The sequence below is a fragment of the Mycobacterium sp. NGS48 genome (assembly GCF_059812585.1).
Map to the genome: position 1 here is coordinate 282418 of NZ_JCALCY010000002.1, position 14216 is coordinate 296633.

The 14216-nt window shown below is 64.8% G+C and carries 15 protein-coding genes and 1 pseudogene; 7 read left to right on the plus strand and 9 right to left on the minus strand.

The features are described 5' to 3' along the window. Nucleotides 1-31: 31 nt before the first annotated feature. Nucleotides 32-1690, plus strand: coding sequence for a glucose-6-phosphate isomerase (gene pgi / locus AC5Y42_RS04990; protein ID WP_499896261.1), 1659 nt, complete (start codon nucleotides 32-34; stop codon nucleotides 1688-1690). A 7-nt stretch (nucleotides 1691-1697) separates the two neighbouring features. On the opposite strand, the gene AC5Y42_RS04995 is transcribed toward pgi, so the two are convergent. Further along, complete coding sequence (locus tag AC5Y42_RS04995) at nucleotides 1698-2273, minus strand: TetR/AcrR family transcriptional regulator (protein ID WP_499896765.1); 576 nt, start codon at nucleotides 2271-2273, stop codon at nucleotides 1698-1700. 92 nt (nucleotides 2274-2365) lie between these two features. On the opposite strand from AC5Y42_RS04995, the gene AC5Y42_RS05000 reads away from it, so the two are divergent. After that, complete coding sequence (locus tag AC5Y42_RS05000; protein WP_499896262.1) at nucleotides 2366-3685, plus strand: oxygenase MpaB family protein; 1320 nt, start codon at nucleotides 2366-2368, stop codon at nucleotides 3683-3685. 78 nt (nucleotides 3686-3763) lie between these two features. Here the strand turns inward: AC5Y42_RS05000 and AC5Y42_RS05005 are convergent, their stop codons facing one another. From AC5Y42_RS05005 to cobF, 5 genes and pseudogenes are all read right to left on the minus strand, one after another. Beyond that, on the minus strand, nucleotides 3764-4513 hold the full coding sequence (locus AC5Y42_RS05005; protein WP_499896264.1) for an SDR family oxidoreductase: 750 nt from the start codon (nucleotides 4511-4513) through the stop codon (nucleotides 3764-3766). Between the two features lie 91 nt (nucleotides 4514-4604). Beyond that, nucleotides 4605-5078: a zinc finger domain-containing protein gene (locus tag AC5Y42_RS05010; protein ID WP_499896767.1), complete on the minus strand. Its 474-nt coding sequence runs from the start codon at nucleotides 5076-5078 to the stop codon at nucleotides 4605-4607. Nucleotides 5079-5231: 153 nt separating this feature from the next. After that, nucleotides 5232-5468, minus strand: a pseudogene (locus AC5Y42_RS05015) (DNA-formamidopyrimidine glycosylase family protein); the annotation flags it as partial. Between the two features lie 16 nt (nucleotides 5469-5484). After that, nucleotides 5485-5886: a phage holin family protein gene (locus AC5Y42_RS05020; RefSeq protein ID WP_499896265.1), complete on the minus strand. Its 402-nt coding sequence runs from the start codon at nucleotides 5884-5886 to the stop codon at nucleotides 5485-5487. Nucleotides 5887-5896: 10 nt separating this feature from the next. Next, on the minus strand, nucleotides 5897-6643 hold the full coding sequence (gene cobF, locus AC5Y42_RS05025) for a precorrin-6A synthase (deacetylating) (RefSeq protein WP_499896267.1): 747 nt from the start codon (nucleotides 6641-6643) through the stop codon (nucleotides 5897-5899). 123 nt (nucleotides 6644-6766) lie between these two features. On the opposite strand from cobF, the gene AC5Y42_RS05030 reads away from it, so the two are divergent. The 3 genes from AC5Y42_RS05030 to AC5Y42_RS05040 all read left to right on the plus strand — a co-directional run bounded on the left by AC5Y42_RS05030 (nucleotide 6767) and on the right by AC5Y42_RS05040 (nucleotide 9754). Further along, nucleotides 6767-7669 carry an AurF N-oxygenase family protein gene (locus tag AC5Y42_RS05030; protein WP_499896269.1) on the plus strand — a complete coding sequence of 301 codons (903 nt, stop codon included), beginning with the start codon at nucleotides 6767-6769 and terminating at the stop codon, nucleotides 7667-7669. Then, a complete protein-coding gene (locus AC5Y42_RS05035) occupies nucleotides 7666-8826 on the plus strand; it encodes a DUF4873 domain-containing protein (protein WP_499896270.1) in 1161 nt (386 codons plus the stop codon). Before AC5Y42_RS05030 ends, AC5Y42_RS05035 begins: the two co-directional genes overlap by 4 nt. Nucleotides 8827-9019: 193 nt before the next feature. Beyond that, entirely contained in the window at nucleotides 9020-9754 is a 735-nt protein-coding gene (locus tag AC5Y42_RS05040) for an STAS domain-containing protein (protein WP_499896769.1), read from the plus strand. A gap of 7 nt (nucleotides 9755-9761) precedes the next feature. Here AC5Y42_RS05040 and AC5Y42_RS05045 read toward each other — a convergent pair whose 3' ends face one another. Further along, nucleotides 9762-9887, minus strand: a complete 126-nt coding sequence (locus AC5Y42_RS05045; RefSeq protein ID WP_499896272.1) for an ANTAR domain-containing protein — start codon at nucleotides 9885-9887, stop codon at nucleotides 9762-9764. A gap of 92 nt (nucleotides 9888-9979) precedes the next feature. Here AC5Y42_RS05045 and AC5Y42_RS05050 point away from each other — a divergent pair, with 92 nt between their 5' ends. Further along, a complete protein-coding gene (locus AC5Y42_RS05050; protein WP_499896274.1) occupies nucleotides 9980-10846 on the plus strand; it encodes an LLM class flavin-dependent oxidoreductase in 867 nt (288 codons plus the stop codon). Between the two features lie 3 nt (nucleotides 10847-10849). Here AC5Y42_RS05050 and AC5Y42_RS05055 read toward each other — a convergent pair whose 3' ends face one another. Further along, nucleotides 10850-11650 (minus strand): enoyl-CoA hydratase/isomerase family protein, encoded by an 801-nt coding sequence (locus AC5Y42_RS05055; RefSeq protein WP_499896275.1) that lies wholly within the window; start codon nucleotides 11648-11650, stop codon nucleotides 10850-10852. Between the two features lie 67 nt (nucleotides 11651-11717). Between AC5Y42_RS05055 and AC5Y42_RS05060 the strand changes: the two genes are divergently transcribed. Further along, entirely contained in the window at nucleotides 11718-12263 is a 546-nt protein-coding gene (locus tag AC5Y42_RS05060) for a hypothetical protein (protein ID WP_499896276.1), read from the plus strand. Between the two features lie 3 nt (nucleotides 12264-12266). Here the strand turns inward: AC5Y42_RS05060 and AC5Y42_RS05065 are convergent, their stop codons facing one another. Beyond that, nucleotides 12267-14213 (minus strand): fumarylacetoacetate hydrolase family protein, encoded by a 1947-nt coding sequence (locus AC5Y42_RS05065; protein WP_499896278.1) that lies wholly within the window; start codon nucleotides 14211-14213, stop codon nucleotides 12267-12269. Nucleotides 14214-14216 lie beyond the last annotated feature (3 nt).

Sequence of the window (14216 nt, forward strand, 5' to 3'; positions counted from 1 at the left end):
ACCCTTGACCGGCCCGACTAGGGTCGAAAATATGATTGCCGCTATCCCTGACATCACCGCCACTCCAGCCTGGAGCGCGCTGCGCGGACATCACGACCAGATCAAAGACCTCCATCTGCGCGAGCTCTTCGCCGACGACCCAGACCGCGGCCGCGAACTGACGGTCACCGTCGGTGACCTCTATATCGACTACAGCAAGCACCGCGTCACCCGCGAGACACTCACGCTGTTGGCCGACCTGGCCCGGGCGGCCGGACTCGAGCAGCGCCGCGACGAGATGTTCGCCGGCAAGCACATCAACACGTCGGAAAACCGGGCGGTGCTGCACACCGCGCTGCGGCTGCCGCGCGACGCCAAACTGACCGTCGACGGGCAGAACGTCGTCGAGGACGTGCACGCCGTGCTCGACGCGATGGGTGATTTCACCGACCGGCTGCGCAGCGGCGAGTGGACCGGCGCGACGGGCAAGCGGATCAGCACGGTCATCAACATCGGCATCGGCGGCTCGGACCTCGGGCCGGTGATGGTGTACCAGGCGCTGCGCCACTACGCCGACGCGGGCATCTCGGCGCGGTTCGTCTCCAACGTCGATCCGGCCGACCTCGTCGCGACGTTGGCTGATTTAGACCCGGCCACAACTCTTTTCATCGTCGCCTCCAAAACGTTTTCCACCCTGGAGACACTGACTAACGCGACCGCGGCGCGACGCTGGCTGACCGACGCGCTCGGTGACGACGCGGTGGCAAAGCATTTCGTCGCGGTGTCCACCAACTCCGAACGCGTGTCGGACTTCGGCATCGACACCGAGAACATGTTCGGATTCTGGGACTGGGTCGGCGGACGGTATTCGGTCGATTCGGCGATCGGGCTGTCGGTGATGGCCGCAATCGGCCGAGAAGCCTTCGCCGACTTCCTGTCCGGATTCCACATCGTCGACGAGCATTTCAAGACCGCTCCGCTGGAATCCAACGCGCCGGCGCTGCTCGGGCTGATCGAGCTGTGGTACTCCAACTTCTTCGATGCGCAGTCGCGGGCGGTGTTGCCGTATTCCAATGACCTGGCGCGGTTCGCCGCCTATCTGCAGCAGCTGACCATGGAGTCCAACGGCAAGTCGACCCGCGCCGACGGCACGCCTGTCGTCACCGACACCGGCGAAATCTATTGGGGTGAGCCGGGAACCAACGGCCAACACGCCTTCTACCAGTTGCTACACCAGGGCACCCGGTTGGTGCCCGCCGATTTCATCGGGTTTTCCCAGCCACTCGACGATTTGCCGACCGCCGACGGCGACGGCAGCATGCACGACTTGTTGATGAGCAACTTCTTCGCCCAAACGCAGGTGCTGGCGTTCGGCAAGACCGCCGACGAGATCGCCGCCGAGGGAACATCGCCGGATGTGGTGCCGCACAAGGTCATGCCCGGCAACCGGCCGACCACGTCGATTCTGGCGGGCCGGCTCACCCCGTCGGTGCTCGGGCAGTTGATCGCGCTCTACGAGCACCAGGTGTTCACCGAGGGTGTGGTGTGGGGTATCGACTCGTTCGACCAGTGGGGTGTGGAGCTGGGCAAGACTCAGGCCAAGGAGCTGTTGCCGGTGCTGGTCGACGACGCCTCGCCGGGTGAGCAGTCGGACAGCTCGACCGATGCGCTGGTGCGCCGGTATCGCACCGAAAGAGGCCGCACGGCCTGACATTTCGTCACCGCGACGGGACCACGAGCTCGGAACCGAATCGCCGCACAAAGGTGCGCAGCCGCTCCACGGTCGCGGTGTGGGGATCGCTGAGGTGCAGCTGCAACAGTTCGCGGCCGGAAGCGTGCAAAATTCGAGCAGTGTATTCGGGATCATGCAGATGGGGATTGATGCGCAGCAGTTCCCGGACAAAGAACTCACGTACGGCGGCCTCGGATTGCGCCAGCCGGGCATATAACTCCGGTGGAGCGCCCTGCGGTGGGAACAAAAACAGCCGCCAGGTCGCCGGGTGGGCGTCGACGGCGGCCAGCACACCGTCGAACGCGAGCACCAGCGATTGGTCTTCGGCGGCAACGTCCAATCCGGAGGTCGCTTCGGCGAACTGAGCGCCGGCCCGTGCCGCTTCGCGGTCGATCAGCTCGACGAACAGCCCTGCCAGGTCGCCGAACTTCTGATAGATCAACGACCGATTGATGCCGGCCTGCCCTGCGATGCGGTTCGGCGTTGCCGCGTGAAACCCTTCGGCGTCGACGATCGCGTGGGTGACGTCGAGGATCTGCGCGCGCCGGCCTTCGGCGGTCATGCGCCGCTTCGGGTGGGCCACAGTCACGCTTGACAGCATAACTAACAACTTGTGAGTATTACTCACTAACTGTTAGTTAGCGGGAGGTTGTGATGGTCACGTACTACCCCGAACTCGCCAAGCGAGTCCGAAGCCAGCGCGATTTGCAGCCCGACCTCTACGGGGACTTCGACTTCGACCAGCAGCCGGATCGCCTCGCCACCGAGCCCGACGTCGATTCGGCCCTGCCCACCTGGGTCGCCGACCGCGCGCCGATCCTGGAAGACGACCGCGTTCTGGAATTGATCAGTACGGCTACCCTGCTCGGCGACGTCGTCGCCGATCCCTACGCGGCGCTGATGGCCACGCACAGCGTCACGCAGCTGATCGACATGCTCAAAAGGGCGTGCCGCGAGGGCATCGAGGCGGTCCCCGAGGCGCCCCCCGAGCTCGCGTCGTTCATCGCCGCGATGGAGGCCACTCCGGAGTGGATCGACTTCGACCGGGTACGCGAGGGCGCCCGGCAGGAGCGCATCCCCGCGGCGCTGCTGGCCCCCTTCATCACGCGCGGGGCCTTCATCGCGACCTTCACCAACACCTACGCCGCGCTGCCGATGGCCCTGACCGGCGCGCTCTCGGGCAAACGGGCCGCCCGGCGGGTCAACGAGACGGCCAGTTTCTTCGCCGTCACCACCCTGCCCGGTGCGCTGGACCGGTACGGCCCCGGCTTCGAAGCCGCCGCCATGGTCCGGTTGATGCATTCGATGGTCCGCTACAACGCGCTGAAGAGATCCGAGAAGTGGGACGTCGGGATCTACGGCATGCCGATACCGCAGGTCGACCAGATGCCCGCCGGAATGATCGGCCAGTACCTGTTGGCTCGCAAAGCGCGTCAGGAGGGCCGGACGAAGTTCACCAAACAGGAACGTGCCGCCGTCGAATTCGCCAGGTATCGCTGCTTTTTGCTCGGCTTACCGCCCGAACTCCTGCCCTCCGAACCTGCCGACATCATGCACGTCATGCACGCGCGTTCGGCGCTGCTGCGCGACGGATTCGACGACATCTGCCGCGAACTGGTCAGCGGCACGATGGCGGCCTATCTGCGCCCCGACACCACGCTGTTCGACCGTTGCGCCGAGGCGGTCGAGAAGAGCTTTTCCAAGCTGACGTTCGTCCGCACGTTCTGCGGTGGTGACCGCGAGGTCGCCGAAGCCATGGGCGTATCGATGGGGCCGACCGACCTCATGCGCGTCGCCCTCACCGCGCCCTTCATCATCGGACGTTTCACCGCCGTGAGTCAGGCCAGCCGCATTCCCGTGCTTCGGGAAATCACCGACGCATATGTCATCGGGCTCCTCAAGCTTCGGCTGGCGACCTACGGCAAGCCCGAATTCACCACCGACGCAGCGCATTACACGCCAGTCCCGCACTGAGCCTCTTAACCGCGAGCGTGCGTGTCTCCGGCCGACACGCCGGGCGTGCGGCCGGGACACGCACGCTCGAGCAAGAGATTAAGCGAAACGCTTCGTCAGCTGCGGCGGCAACACTCGCATCAATTGAACCAGCGGTGCCCACGGCCAGGCCGGGACGACGGCGCGGCCAGATTCGCGTTCGATCGCGGCGACCATTGCCTTCACCCCGGTCTCGTTGTCCACCATCAGCATGGTGCTCGCCGACTTGGCCGTCATCTCCGACTCGATGTAGCCAGGCTCCAGCACAGTGACCCTAATCGGGCCCTTGGCGTACTCGGCGCGCAGCGATTCACCCAGCGACGTCACCCCGGCCTTGCTGGCCGCATACGCCGCCTTGACGCCCGGCACCCCCTTGTTGCCCAGCACCGACGAGATCAGCACCAGGTGCCCCGACCCGGCCTGCTTGAACATCTCCAAGGCGACCTCGATCTGCACCAGCGCCGACACCAAATTGGTCTCGATGGTCGCCTTGTTGGCCCACAGCTTGCCCGAGCCCAGCGGCGCACCCTTGCCTATGCCGGCGTTGACGATGATGCGGTCAATGCCGCCGAGCTCGTCGGACAGCACGCCGAACACTTTGGGCACCTGCTCGTGGTCGTTGACGTCCAGCGCCGCGACGCCCACCGTGATGCCCGGATGTTGTTGCGTCAGTTCGGCTTTGATCTCATCCAGCCGGTCGGTGCGACGGGCGCACAGCGCCAGGTCGCGGCCCTTGGCGGCAAACGCGCGCGCCATTCCGGCGCCCAGGCCCGAGCTCGCGCCGGTGATGAGGATCTTCTGTCGAGGCACCCGGGCAGCATAGCGACCGCCCCTCGAACGTCGAGTTGTCGGGCCAAACCACTGGTGGGCCGCACAACAAGTCGACGCTCGCGCAGCGCAACTATTTCAAGAGCCGCGACATCCGCCGGTCAGCCAGCACCTTGCCGCCGGTCTGGCAGGTCGGGCAGTACTGAAACGACTTGTCGGCAAACGACACTTCGCGCACGGTGTCCCCGCACACCGGGCACGGCATCCCGGTGCGCGCATGCACTCGCAGCCCGGAACGCTTCTCGCCCTTCAACGTCGCGGCCTGTTGGCCGACCGAACGGGACACGGCATCGGTAAGCACCGACACCATCGCCTCGTGCAGTGCGGCCAGTTGACCATCCGAGAGTTTGCCGGCGGTGGCGAACGGCGAGATCTTGGCGACGTGCAAGATCTCGTCGCTGTAGGCGTTGCCGATGCCGGCGATCACCTTCTGGTCGGTGATGACGGTCTTGATCCGGCCGGTGTTGCCCGCCAGCAACTCGGCCAACTCCTCGACCCCGACCTGCAGCGCGTCCGGCCCGAGCACGCTGATTCCCGGCACTGTCATCGGGTCCTCGACGAGCCACACCGCCAACCGTTTCTGGGTGCCGGCCTCGGTGAGGTCGAACCCGGGCGCTTCGCCGGGCACACCGAGATGAACCCGCAGCGCGATCGGGCCCTTACCCGGCCGCAGCGGCGCCCCGGCCAGCTTGTCGGACCAGCGCAACCAACCTGCCCGGGACAGGTGCGCGATCAGAAACAGGTCGCCGACCTGCAGGCCCAGGTACTTGCCCCAGCGGTGCGCCCCGGTGACGGGTTGGCCGTGCAGCGCGCCCACCGGCGGGTCGAAGGTCTTGAGCACCGAAAACGCGACGACATCGACCCGGCCGATCGTCAAGCCGACGGCGTGCTGGCGCAGGTAGTCGGCGAGCGCTTCGACTTCGGGCAGTTCGGGCATGCGTCCAGTCTGCCGGTCACACCCGAGTGATGCGCCGGGCGTCGCGCACCACGAGGGACAGCAGCCAGCTCACGATCGACAACACGATCGCAGCCCAGATGGCGGTCCACCAGAAGTGGTCGATTTGCAAGCCCCAGTGCGTGGTGTGGTCGGTGATTCCGGCGGTGATCCACAGCATCAACGCATTGATGACGATGTGGATCAACCCGAGCGTCAGGATGTACAGAGGAATCGACAGGATCTGCACGATCGGTTTGATGACCGCGTTGACCAGGCCAAAGATCACCGCGACGATGAAGACGATCCCGATCCTCTGCATCGGTGTGCCGCCACCGACAAACCTGATCCCGTCGACGACAAGCGTGACCACCCACAACGCGAAGCCGGTCACCGCGGCACGAAACAGAAATGGACCCATGGCGAGGAACCTACTCCGCGGCGCGCAATAAATAGGTATCCATAATCCAGCCGTGGCGGGCCCGGGCCTCGGCGCGCAGCGATGCGATCTGCTCGCCGTCCTCGCCGACCGTGCCCGATATCAGCAGCTCATCTTCCGTGCCCAGATAGGCACCCCACCAGATCCGGGTCGCTGGCGGACAGGCGAGAAACGAGCACTCGCCGTCGAGCATGACAACTGCCGAGCCGGACAGCCCATGGGCGCGAAGCTGTCGGCCGGTGGTGATCAGCACGGGTTCGCCGACATCGTTGAGCGGAATGCGGTGCCGTGCCGTCAGCGCCTGCACGGCGGTGACGCCCGGGATGACGTCGTAGCTGATGTCGGCCTCGGCAGCGACCGTGTCGAGGATGCGCAGCGTGCTGTCGTAGAGCGACGGGTCACCCCAGGCCAGAAACGCACCGACGTCGTCGGGACCGAGTTCAGACGCGATCGCGGCTGACCAGAGCCGCGCGCGGGCCGCGTGCCAGTCCGACACCGCGCCTCGATAATCGCCGTCCGCGGAACGCGTGGGATCGGGCAACTCGACGAATCGATACCCCGGCTCACGGATGAACCGTGCGCAGATTTTTCGACGCAACGCCATCAGATCGCTTTTGGCAGCACCCTTGTCCATCGCGAAGAACACTTGAGTGTCGTTGAGTGCCTCGATCGCCTGCACGGTCAGATAACCGGGATCTCCGGCACCGATCCCGATGACGTGAATGTGCCGCTTGCCCATCGCCAGGAAAGCTTAACCGCAGTAAATAGCCGAGACCACCAGTATCCGATACCCTGGGTATTGACATCTTCTTGCGCGCTTCCTACCGTCTGATTCAGAGCGAAGCGAGGAGGAGCGGCGCCCATGACTACTGCGTTGAAGCCGGCCGGGCCCGGTCGTGAGGAATTCTCCGAGCGGTTGCTCAAAGGCTCGGTCAAGAAGTCCTATGCGCCCGTCGTCGACATCGACTGGGACGCCCCGCTGGACCCGGACAAGTTTTTTCTCCCGCCGAAAATCGTGTCGCTCTACGGCACGCCGATGTGGGAAGAGATGACGCGCGCCCAGCGCATCGAGCTGTCCCGCCAGGAACTGGTCAACACGCTGTCGGCGGGCATCTGGTTCGAGAACATGCTCAACCAGGCCTTGCTGCGCAAACTCATTCACGCGGACCCGACCACCCGGTCGTCGCACTACGCCCTGACCGAACTCGGTGACGAAACCCGGCACATGGTGATGTTCGGTAAGGCCATCGAACGGGTGGGCGCCAGGCCGGTGCGTCCCCGGCTGTACCAGCGCATGGTGATCAACATCTTGCCGCTGTTCTTCCGCGGGCCGGTGCTGTGGGTGGCGGCGCTGATCGGCGAAGAGATTTTCGACTCACTGCAGCGACAAATGATGGACGACCCCGAGTTGCAGCCGATGATCCAGCGGCTGATGCGAATTCACGTCACCGAAGAAGCCCGCCACATCCAGTTCGCGCGCGACGGGCTGCGCAAGCGGGTGCCGCACATGGGGCGGCTCAACCGGTGGCTGGTTGCCAACGTCAACGGCCTGGGCGGATGGTTCTTCCGCTACTTGTTCACCAACCCGGTGCCCTATGCGCGGGCGGGCCTGGATGCGCGACGGGCGCGCAACACTGCACGAAACAGCCCGCACCGTCACGAAATTCAAGTGGCCGGTTTCGCGCCGTTGGCGGCGTTTCTGACCGAGGTGGGTCTGATGGGCCGGATCGCCCGGCGCGGCTGGACGCGCAGCAAGTTCCTGTGATCAGTAACCTCCCAGAGGTCGTCGTCGTCGGCGACGCGACGGCCGCCACGCAACTGCGCAACGCCGGTATCGCTGATTTCACGCTCGTGGACCGAGAAGTCGTCAGTTCGGTATTCGACGACGACGCCGCCACCTGGACACTGACCACCAGTGGCGGCGAAACATGCCGTGGCCGGGTTGTCGTCGGCTGCGCATCGCCCTTCGTCCCGTGGATTCCAGACCTGCCCGGGCGCAACGACTTTGGTGGACTGGCATTCGCGGCAGCTGCAGGCGATACTCAGTTCGAGCCAGCCGGTAAACGGGTGGCGGTCATTGGCGCCGACTCGGCCGCCGGGCAGTGGATCGGCCGACTGATCACATCGGCGGCGTCGGTCGAGATCTTCCCCCATTCACCGCGGCGGATCATCCGCACGCCCCGCCGGCGATGGCGGCGCACATCGGTCAAACCGGTGCGCTCCCCCGTCGACGTCATCACCGCGTCGGGCATCCGCACCTGTGATGGCGCCCACTATGACGTGGACGCGATTATCTACGGCACCGGTTTCACGGTTCCCGCGCAGCTCCCGGCAGACACGCTGATCGGCGCTCACGGACTCAGCATCCAACAGGCCTGGCAGGACGGCATGGAGCCCTACCTCGGTATCGCTATGCACGGTTTCCCCAACTACTTCCTGGCCGCCGCATCCAATACCGAACGCCACGTCGCCAAATGCCTGCAATTGATGAACCGCAGCGGCAGTACCCGCATCGAGGTGCGCCGCAGCAGTGCGCAGACGTTCAACGAACACGTCTACCTGCGCTGCAGGCGGCGTCGTCTGGTGGCATCAGCATTCGAGTTGTCCCGCGCCGGAATAGACGGCCAAACCTATAAGGGCCCCGCGACGCTGACCATCGCCGGCGCCTGCCGCGAGGTACGCGTTCACCTGACCGGCCACGTCGATCCGATCGACGGCCAATACCACTGGCAGGGAACTATTTACAATCGAGTGCCGACCGATCTCGGCAAGCAGGCCGGGGCAGTGGTCCTGGCGATCGGCGAGCGCAGCGCGGCCGCACGCATTACCGAGGAGACATCGCAGGGTACGCACTCGATCCTCGGCGTAGGCGCCCCGCCTTTCGCATTGGACGGTCTCGAAGTCACTACGGCTCAGTTGTAAATTGTCTCCGCGCGCGGCTGGCTGACGTGATGGGAGTCGCTGACACGATTGACTACGCCTTCTAAGGGGTACTTGCCGGACAGGAGCAAGGCGAAGTGGTCACTCGGGGCGTGGCCCCGGTTAAAACGCGTTGCATTCAGCGTTGTGTGAGCTATCTGGGAGGGGCATCCTGTCCAGGGAGACCGGTCAATTGATGATTTGCGCGGCCACCACGCAATATGCATCGCTGGCCACCGTCGACGGTGTGCTGGACAGCAGCACTTATCTGAAGCTGCGGGACTCGATCATCGAGGCGGCCCTGGGCGAACTGCGCGCAGTCGTTGTCGATGTGACTTCACTGGAGGTCCCGGCCCCCTCGGCGTGGTCGGCGTTCAGCAGTGCACGCTGGCACGTCCGCACCTGGCCCGACGTGCCGATAGTCCTGGCATGTGCGGATGACGGCATACGAGCCGCTATTACCCGAAGCGGCGTCACACGCCATGTGCCGGTATATCCAACGGTCGAGGCTGCCCTGCACGCGCTTCGTTTCGGCAACGATCGATCATTTCGCCGCCGTTTCCGCCGGGAGCTGCCGGCCTCACTTGGCAGCCTGCGTTGCGCCCGCCAGCTGGTGGCTGAGTGGCTGGGGGCCTGGTCACAAGCTGAACTCATCCCGGCCGCGACGGTGATCGCCAACGTGTTCGTCGAGAATGTGCTCCAACACACCGACAGCTCGGCGATCCTGGAGCTGGAAACGAATGGCGTGACGGTCACCATCACGGTGCACGACACCTGCCGGACCTTGGCAGTACTTCGTGAAGACCCGGCCCACGGCAATCGAGTATCCGGACTGGCGATCGTGGCCGCAGCATCCCGTTCCTGGGGTTGCACACCGAGGCAGTCCGGGAAGGCAGTGTGGGCGCTCGTCGGTCCGGAGAACCAACTCTGACCCGCCGTCAACTCAGGTGCGCTGATTCGACGAGCCCCCGCGCGACTGCCGCCACCGGCGTGTTCGAGTCCTGCGACAACCGCTTGAGCAGTTCGAATGCCTGCACCGCATCTGTGTTGAACCGCTGAGGCAACTACTGCACGCCACGTCAGCTCTGCCCTTTGCCCGTTGTAACAGGTTCTAGTATTCGGTTGACGACTTGCGATTCCCAGGACTGGAGGCGGTGTGCGGTTCAGCTATGCCGAGGCGATGACGGATCCGACGTTTTACGTCCCGTTGGCCAAGGCTGCCGAGGCAGCCGGGTATGCCAGCATGACTATTCCGGACAGCATCGCCTATCCCTACGAGTCCGACTCGACGTATCCGTATACGCCCGACGGCAACCGCGAGTTCCTGGACGGCAAGGCGTTCATCGAGACGTTCGTGCTGACCGCCGCTTTGGGCGCGGTGACGACGACGTTGAGGTTCAACTTCTTCGTGCTCAAGCTGCCGATCCGGCCGCCGGCTCTGGTGGCGAAACAGGCCGGCTCGCTGGCGGCGCTGATCGGCAACCGGGTAGGGCTGGGCGTGGGCACCAGCCCGTGGCCCGACGATTACGAGCTGATGGGTGTCCCGTTCGCGAAGCGCGGCAAGCGCATTGACGAATGCATCGAGATTGTGCGCGGACTCACCACCGGTGACTACTTCGAATTCCACGGCGAGTTCTACGACATCCCCAAGACCAAGATGACCCCGGCACCCACCAAACCGATCCCGATCCTGGTTGGCGGGCATGCCGATGCCGCTTTGCGGCGGGCGGCACGTGCTGATGGCTGGATGCACGGCGGCGGTGACCCAGCCGACCTCGACGACTTGATTGTGCGGCTCAAGCGATTTCGCGACGAACAGGGCAACGATGGCCCGTTTGAGATCCACGTGATCTCGGCCGATGGGTTCACTGTCGACGGGATCAAGCGGTTGGAGGACAAGGGTGTCACCGACGTCATCGTCGGTTTCCGGGTCCCCTACATCAAGGGACCCGACACCGAGCCGCTGGATACCAAGATCCGTAACTTGGAGAAGTTCGCCGAGAAAGTGATAGCGAAAGTATAACCGTTACAGTGGATCCCAATTCGCGGTCCGTTTCTCGCGGTGCGCCCTGGCCGCTTCGACCGGATTGTTGGTGAATCCACTGATGATCTGGGTGCGGTTTTCGATCTCCTTGGCGTGCCGCAGGCTGGGCGCGTCCAGCGCGGCGTTCAGCCCGATCTTGGTCTGCCACACCCCGTAGGCATTGTTCGCGGCGATCGAGCGCGCCATCCCCAGCGCTGTCTCGGTCAGCGCGTCCGGTGCCACGACTTCATGGACCAAAGTGATCCGATAAGCCTCGGCCGCATCGATGATCCGGCCGGTCAACATCAGTTCACGGGCCACGCCCGCTCCGACGATCTTGGGCAGCAGATAGCTGGTGCCCATGTCCATCGAGGAGAATCCGGCTTTGATGAATACCGACCCGAACCGGGCCGCGTCGGATGCGATCCGAATGTCGCAATGCAACGCGTAGGCCAACCCGCCGCCGACGGCCACCCCGTTGACCGCGGCGATCACCGGGATGGGCAACTCGTAGAGCCGGGTCAGTTGATCGGCCAGCCGGACCTGGCCGTCGTAGCTGGTCTTGAACTCGGCTGCGGCCGGCGCTGTCCAGGGCTCACCCGTGCCGCTGAGGTCGGCGCCGGCGCAAAAGCCGCGGCCCGCGCCGGTCAGGATCGCCGCCCGGTACTCGCCCACGCTGAGCTGGTCCAGGGCGTCGTCTATGCCGTCGAGCAGTGACCCGTCGATCGCGTTGAGGCGTTCCGGCCGATTCAGCGTGACGCAAGCGATGTTGTCCTCGAGGCGTTCCATTTCCACAGCAGCCATACCGGAACCGTAGGCGACTGACGACCTACGGTGGCATCAAGGGTTAACGACCTAAGAAAGGCGGCCAATGACTGAGAACATTCTCTCCGATACCGCTATCGCCGCGATGTCCTTGGCCGAGCGTCGTGAGTTGGTCCGCCGGCTGCAGCGCCCTCTTGCCGAGCTGGCCCCTCCGACAGAATACGAGCGAGACCGTCGAATCCGGCTCGGACTCATGATCAGCGGTGCGGCAGGACTGATTCCGTGGATCGTCTATCTCGCCTTCACCCTGCCCGACACATACGTCGCCCATAATTGGCCAGCGACCTGGGTGGGATTCGACACTCTGCTGGTCCTGTTCATGGCCGCGACTGCCGTGCTCGGTTTCCTGCGCCGCCAGATCTTGATCTTGTCCGCGTTCACCACCGGGATCTTGTTGATCTGCGACGTATGGTTCGACGTGATGACCGCCGGCCCGCGCGACATGTGGGCGTCGCTGCTGACCGCCGTGGTGGCCCTGACGCTGGCGGCCGTCCTGATCAGCGGCACGCTGCGTATTGTGCGACTGACCGCGACGCGGTTTTATCTGCTGGATCCGGCTACGCGGTTGTGGCGGTTGCCGTTGTTGCCTTGACCGTCAGTTGTGTTTGGCGGACCACTCGGCCTGCATGGCCAATAGCGCCATCGGCTCCAGTTGCGGTGTGCCCGGGTCGAGTTCGCGATAACGCTGATAGACGTTGACGACGACGCGCTCGGCGTCCAGCCAGTCCGCATACCCGCCGAGGTCGATGGCGTCGGCCGCCTCCGCGAACGACAAGCCGTTGCGCCAAGCCGCCTGGGCCTGCTCGTTGACGTGGACGAGATACCCGCGAACCGCGCGGATACCATCCAGGTCGGTGACCGGGCCGTGGCCCGGGACCACCGTCGCCGGGTCTAGCGCGATCATCGCGTCGCAGGCCGCCACCCAGTTGGCGATCGGACCGGCCCACACAATCGGCGTGCAGCCGATGAACAGCAGATCACCGGCGAACAGCACGCCTGCGTCTGGCACGTGCACGACCGAGTCGGCTGCGGTGTGGGCGGGTCCCAGGTTCAGCAGCCGCACTTCCCGTCCACCGACGTCGATGGTCAGTTCGTCGTCGAAAGTCTGGTCGGCGTTCCGCAGCCGGATGCCGCTGAAGTCGAAGGGCCCGAAGCGGTCTCGCAGATACCGCGTTGCGACCGAGCCCAGGTCGACGGTTTGGGTCATCGCCAGCATTTCGGGGGCCATCCCGTGGGCGATCTCCTCGGCGGTGCCCTTGGCGGCAATGATTCGCACCGAGCGGTCCAGCAGTTGGTTGCCGTGGGTGTGGTCGCCGTTGGAGTGGGTGATCAGCGCGTCGGTGATCGGAGCGGCAGCGGTGATCGGCTTCATCGCGGTCAGCATTTCACGGGTCAGCGGCAGGTCGAAGAGGGTGTCGACGAGCAGCGACGCACCATCGGCCGCGACCAATCCGGCGTTGCTCCAGCCGTATCCGCCGTCCGGCAGCATCCATGCCCACACCCGCGGAGCGACCTCGTGCAGTCCGCGGGTATAGGGCACCTTCGCTGGCGCCCGGTTGACGCGTGTGCTGGCCGTGGCCTGCGGGTCGGGCCGTGGCGGCAGGGGGTGCGGTGCGGGCGTGTGGCGGACGGTTTGGCGGATTTCGCCCAGCCCTTGGACTCTGAGCGTGACGACATCGCCGTCGTGCAGCCAGCCGGGGAACGATTCTGGGTTCGCCGGGTCGAGGTGCTCGACGAGCGTACACGTCGGAACGGTGCCGGAGCCGAAAACGTCACCGGGAGTAAGGGTTACGCCGCGCGAGGCGTAGGAGATCACTTCACCGAAACTCCAGTCCATCGAGCCTGTCGAGCCCGAACCGATCACCGTGTCGTTGACCATTGCAGTGACGTCGAGGCTGAGTTTGCCGTCGCGGCAGTAGGACTCGAGTTCGTCAGGCGTGACCAGGTAGGGACCTAGCGTCACGCCGCTGTCTTTGCCCTTGGCCTGACCGATGCCCAGTTGGCCTTCCAACTGCTGCAGGTCGCGTGCCGACCAGTCGTTGAAGATCATGTAGCCGATGATCGCCTGCTCCGCCTCCTCGACCGACAAGTCTTTGCCTGCGCTGCCGATTACTGCCGCGATCTCCAATTCGAAGTCTTGCCAGGCACTTCCGGGTGCCGTGGAAGCGTCTTCATACGGTCCGAGAACCGTCGAGGGACAGGCGAAGTAGAACGCCGGGATGCGGTACCAGGTGTCTTTGAGTCCCCGGCCGCCGCCCATCGCGGCCTGGCAGTTGCGCATGTGGTCCAAAAAGCAGAGCGAATCCCGGATCGACGGCGGGCGCGGGATCGGCGCCAGCAGCGTCACCTCGTTCAATCGCACCACGGTATGCGGCGAATGCAACACCGCCTGGCCCGCTTCTTGCAATCCGGTGGCGCCGCGCCCGACCAACTCGAGCAACGTCGCGCCCGGCGGCATCACATGGATTGCATCACCGCAGAGCACCCCGGTGCGCTCGTCGGCTGTGTCTCCATTTGAACCGAGATATGTCACCCACCGCATGTC

What these genes read in the sequence shown, in the direction of transcription:
- pgi (WP_499896261.1), top strand. Translation starts at nt 32, where the DNA reads ATGATTGCCGCTATCCCTGACATCACCGCCACTCCAGCCTGGAGCGCG.
- AC5Y42_RS04995 (WP_499896765.1), bottom strand. Translation starts at nt 2,273, where the DNA reads ATGACCGCCGAAGGCCGGCGCGCGCAGATCCTCGACGTCACCCACGCG.
- AC5Y42_RS05000 (WP_499896262.1), top strand. Translation starts at nt 2,366, where the DNA reads ATGGTCACGTACTACCCCGAACTCGCCAAGCGAGTCCGAAGCCAGCGC.
- AC5Y42_RS05010 (WP_499896767.1), bottom strand. Translation starts at nt 5,078, where the DNA reads ATGACAGTGCCGGGAATCAGCGTGCTCGGGCCGGACGCGCTGCAGGTC.
- AC5Y42_RS05020 (WP_499896265.1), bottom strand. Translation starts at nt 5,886, where the DNA reads ATGGGTCCATTTCTGTTTCGTGCCGCGGTGACCGGCTTCGCGTTGTGG.
- cobF (WP_499896267.1), bottom strand. Translation starts at nt 6,643, where the DNA reads ATGGGCAAGCGGCACATTCACGTCATCGGGATCGGTGCCGGAGATCCC.
- AC5Y42_RS05030 (WP_499896269.1), top strand. Translation starts at nt 6,767, where the DNA reads ATGACTACTGCGTTGAAGCCGGCCGGGCCCGGTCGTGAGGAATTCTCC.
- AC5Y42_RS05040 (WP_499896769.1), top strand. Translation starts at nt 9,020, where the DNA reads ATGATTTGCGCGGCCACCACGCAATATGCATCGCTGGCCACCGTCGAC.
- AC5Y42_RS05055 (WP_499896275.1), bottom strand. Translation starts at nt 11,650, where the DNA reads ATGGCTGCTGTGGAAATGGAACGCCTCGAGGACAACATCGCTTGCGTC.
- AC5Y42_RS05060 (WP_499896276.1), top strand. Translation starts at nt 11,718, where the DNA reads ATGACTGAGAACATTCTCTCCGATACCGCTATCGCCGCGATGTCCTTG.
- AC5Y42_RS05065 (WP_499896278.1), bottom strand. Translation starts at nt 14,213, where the DNA reads ATGCGGTGGGTGACATATCTCGGTTCAAATGGAGACACAGCCGACGAG.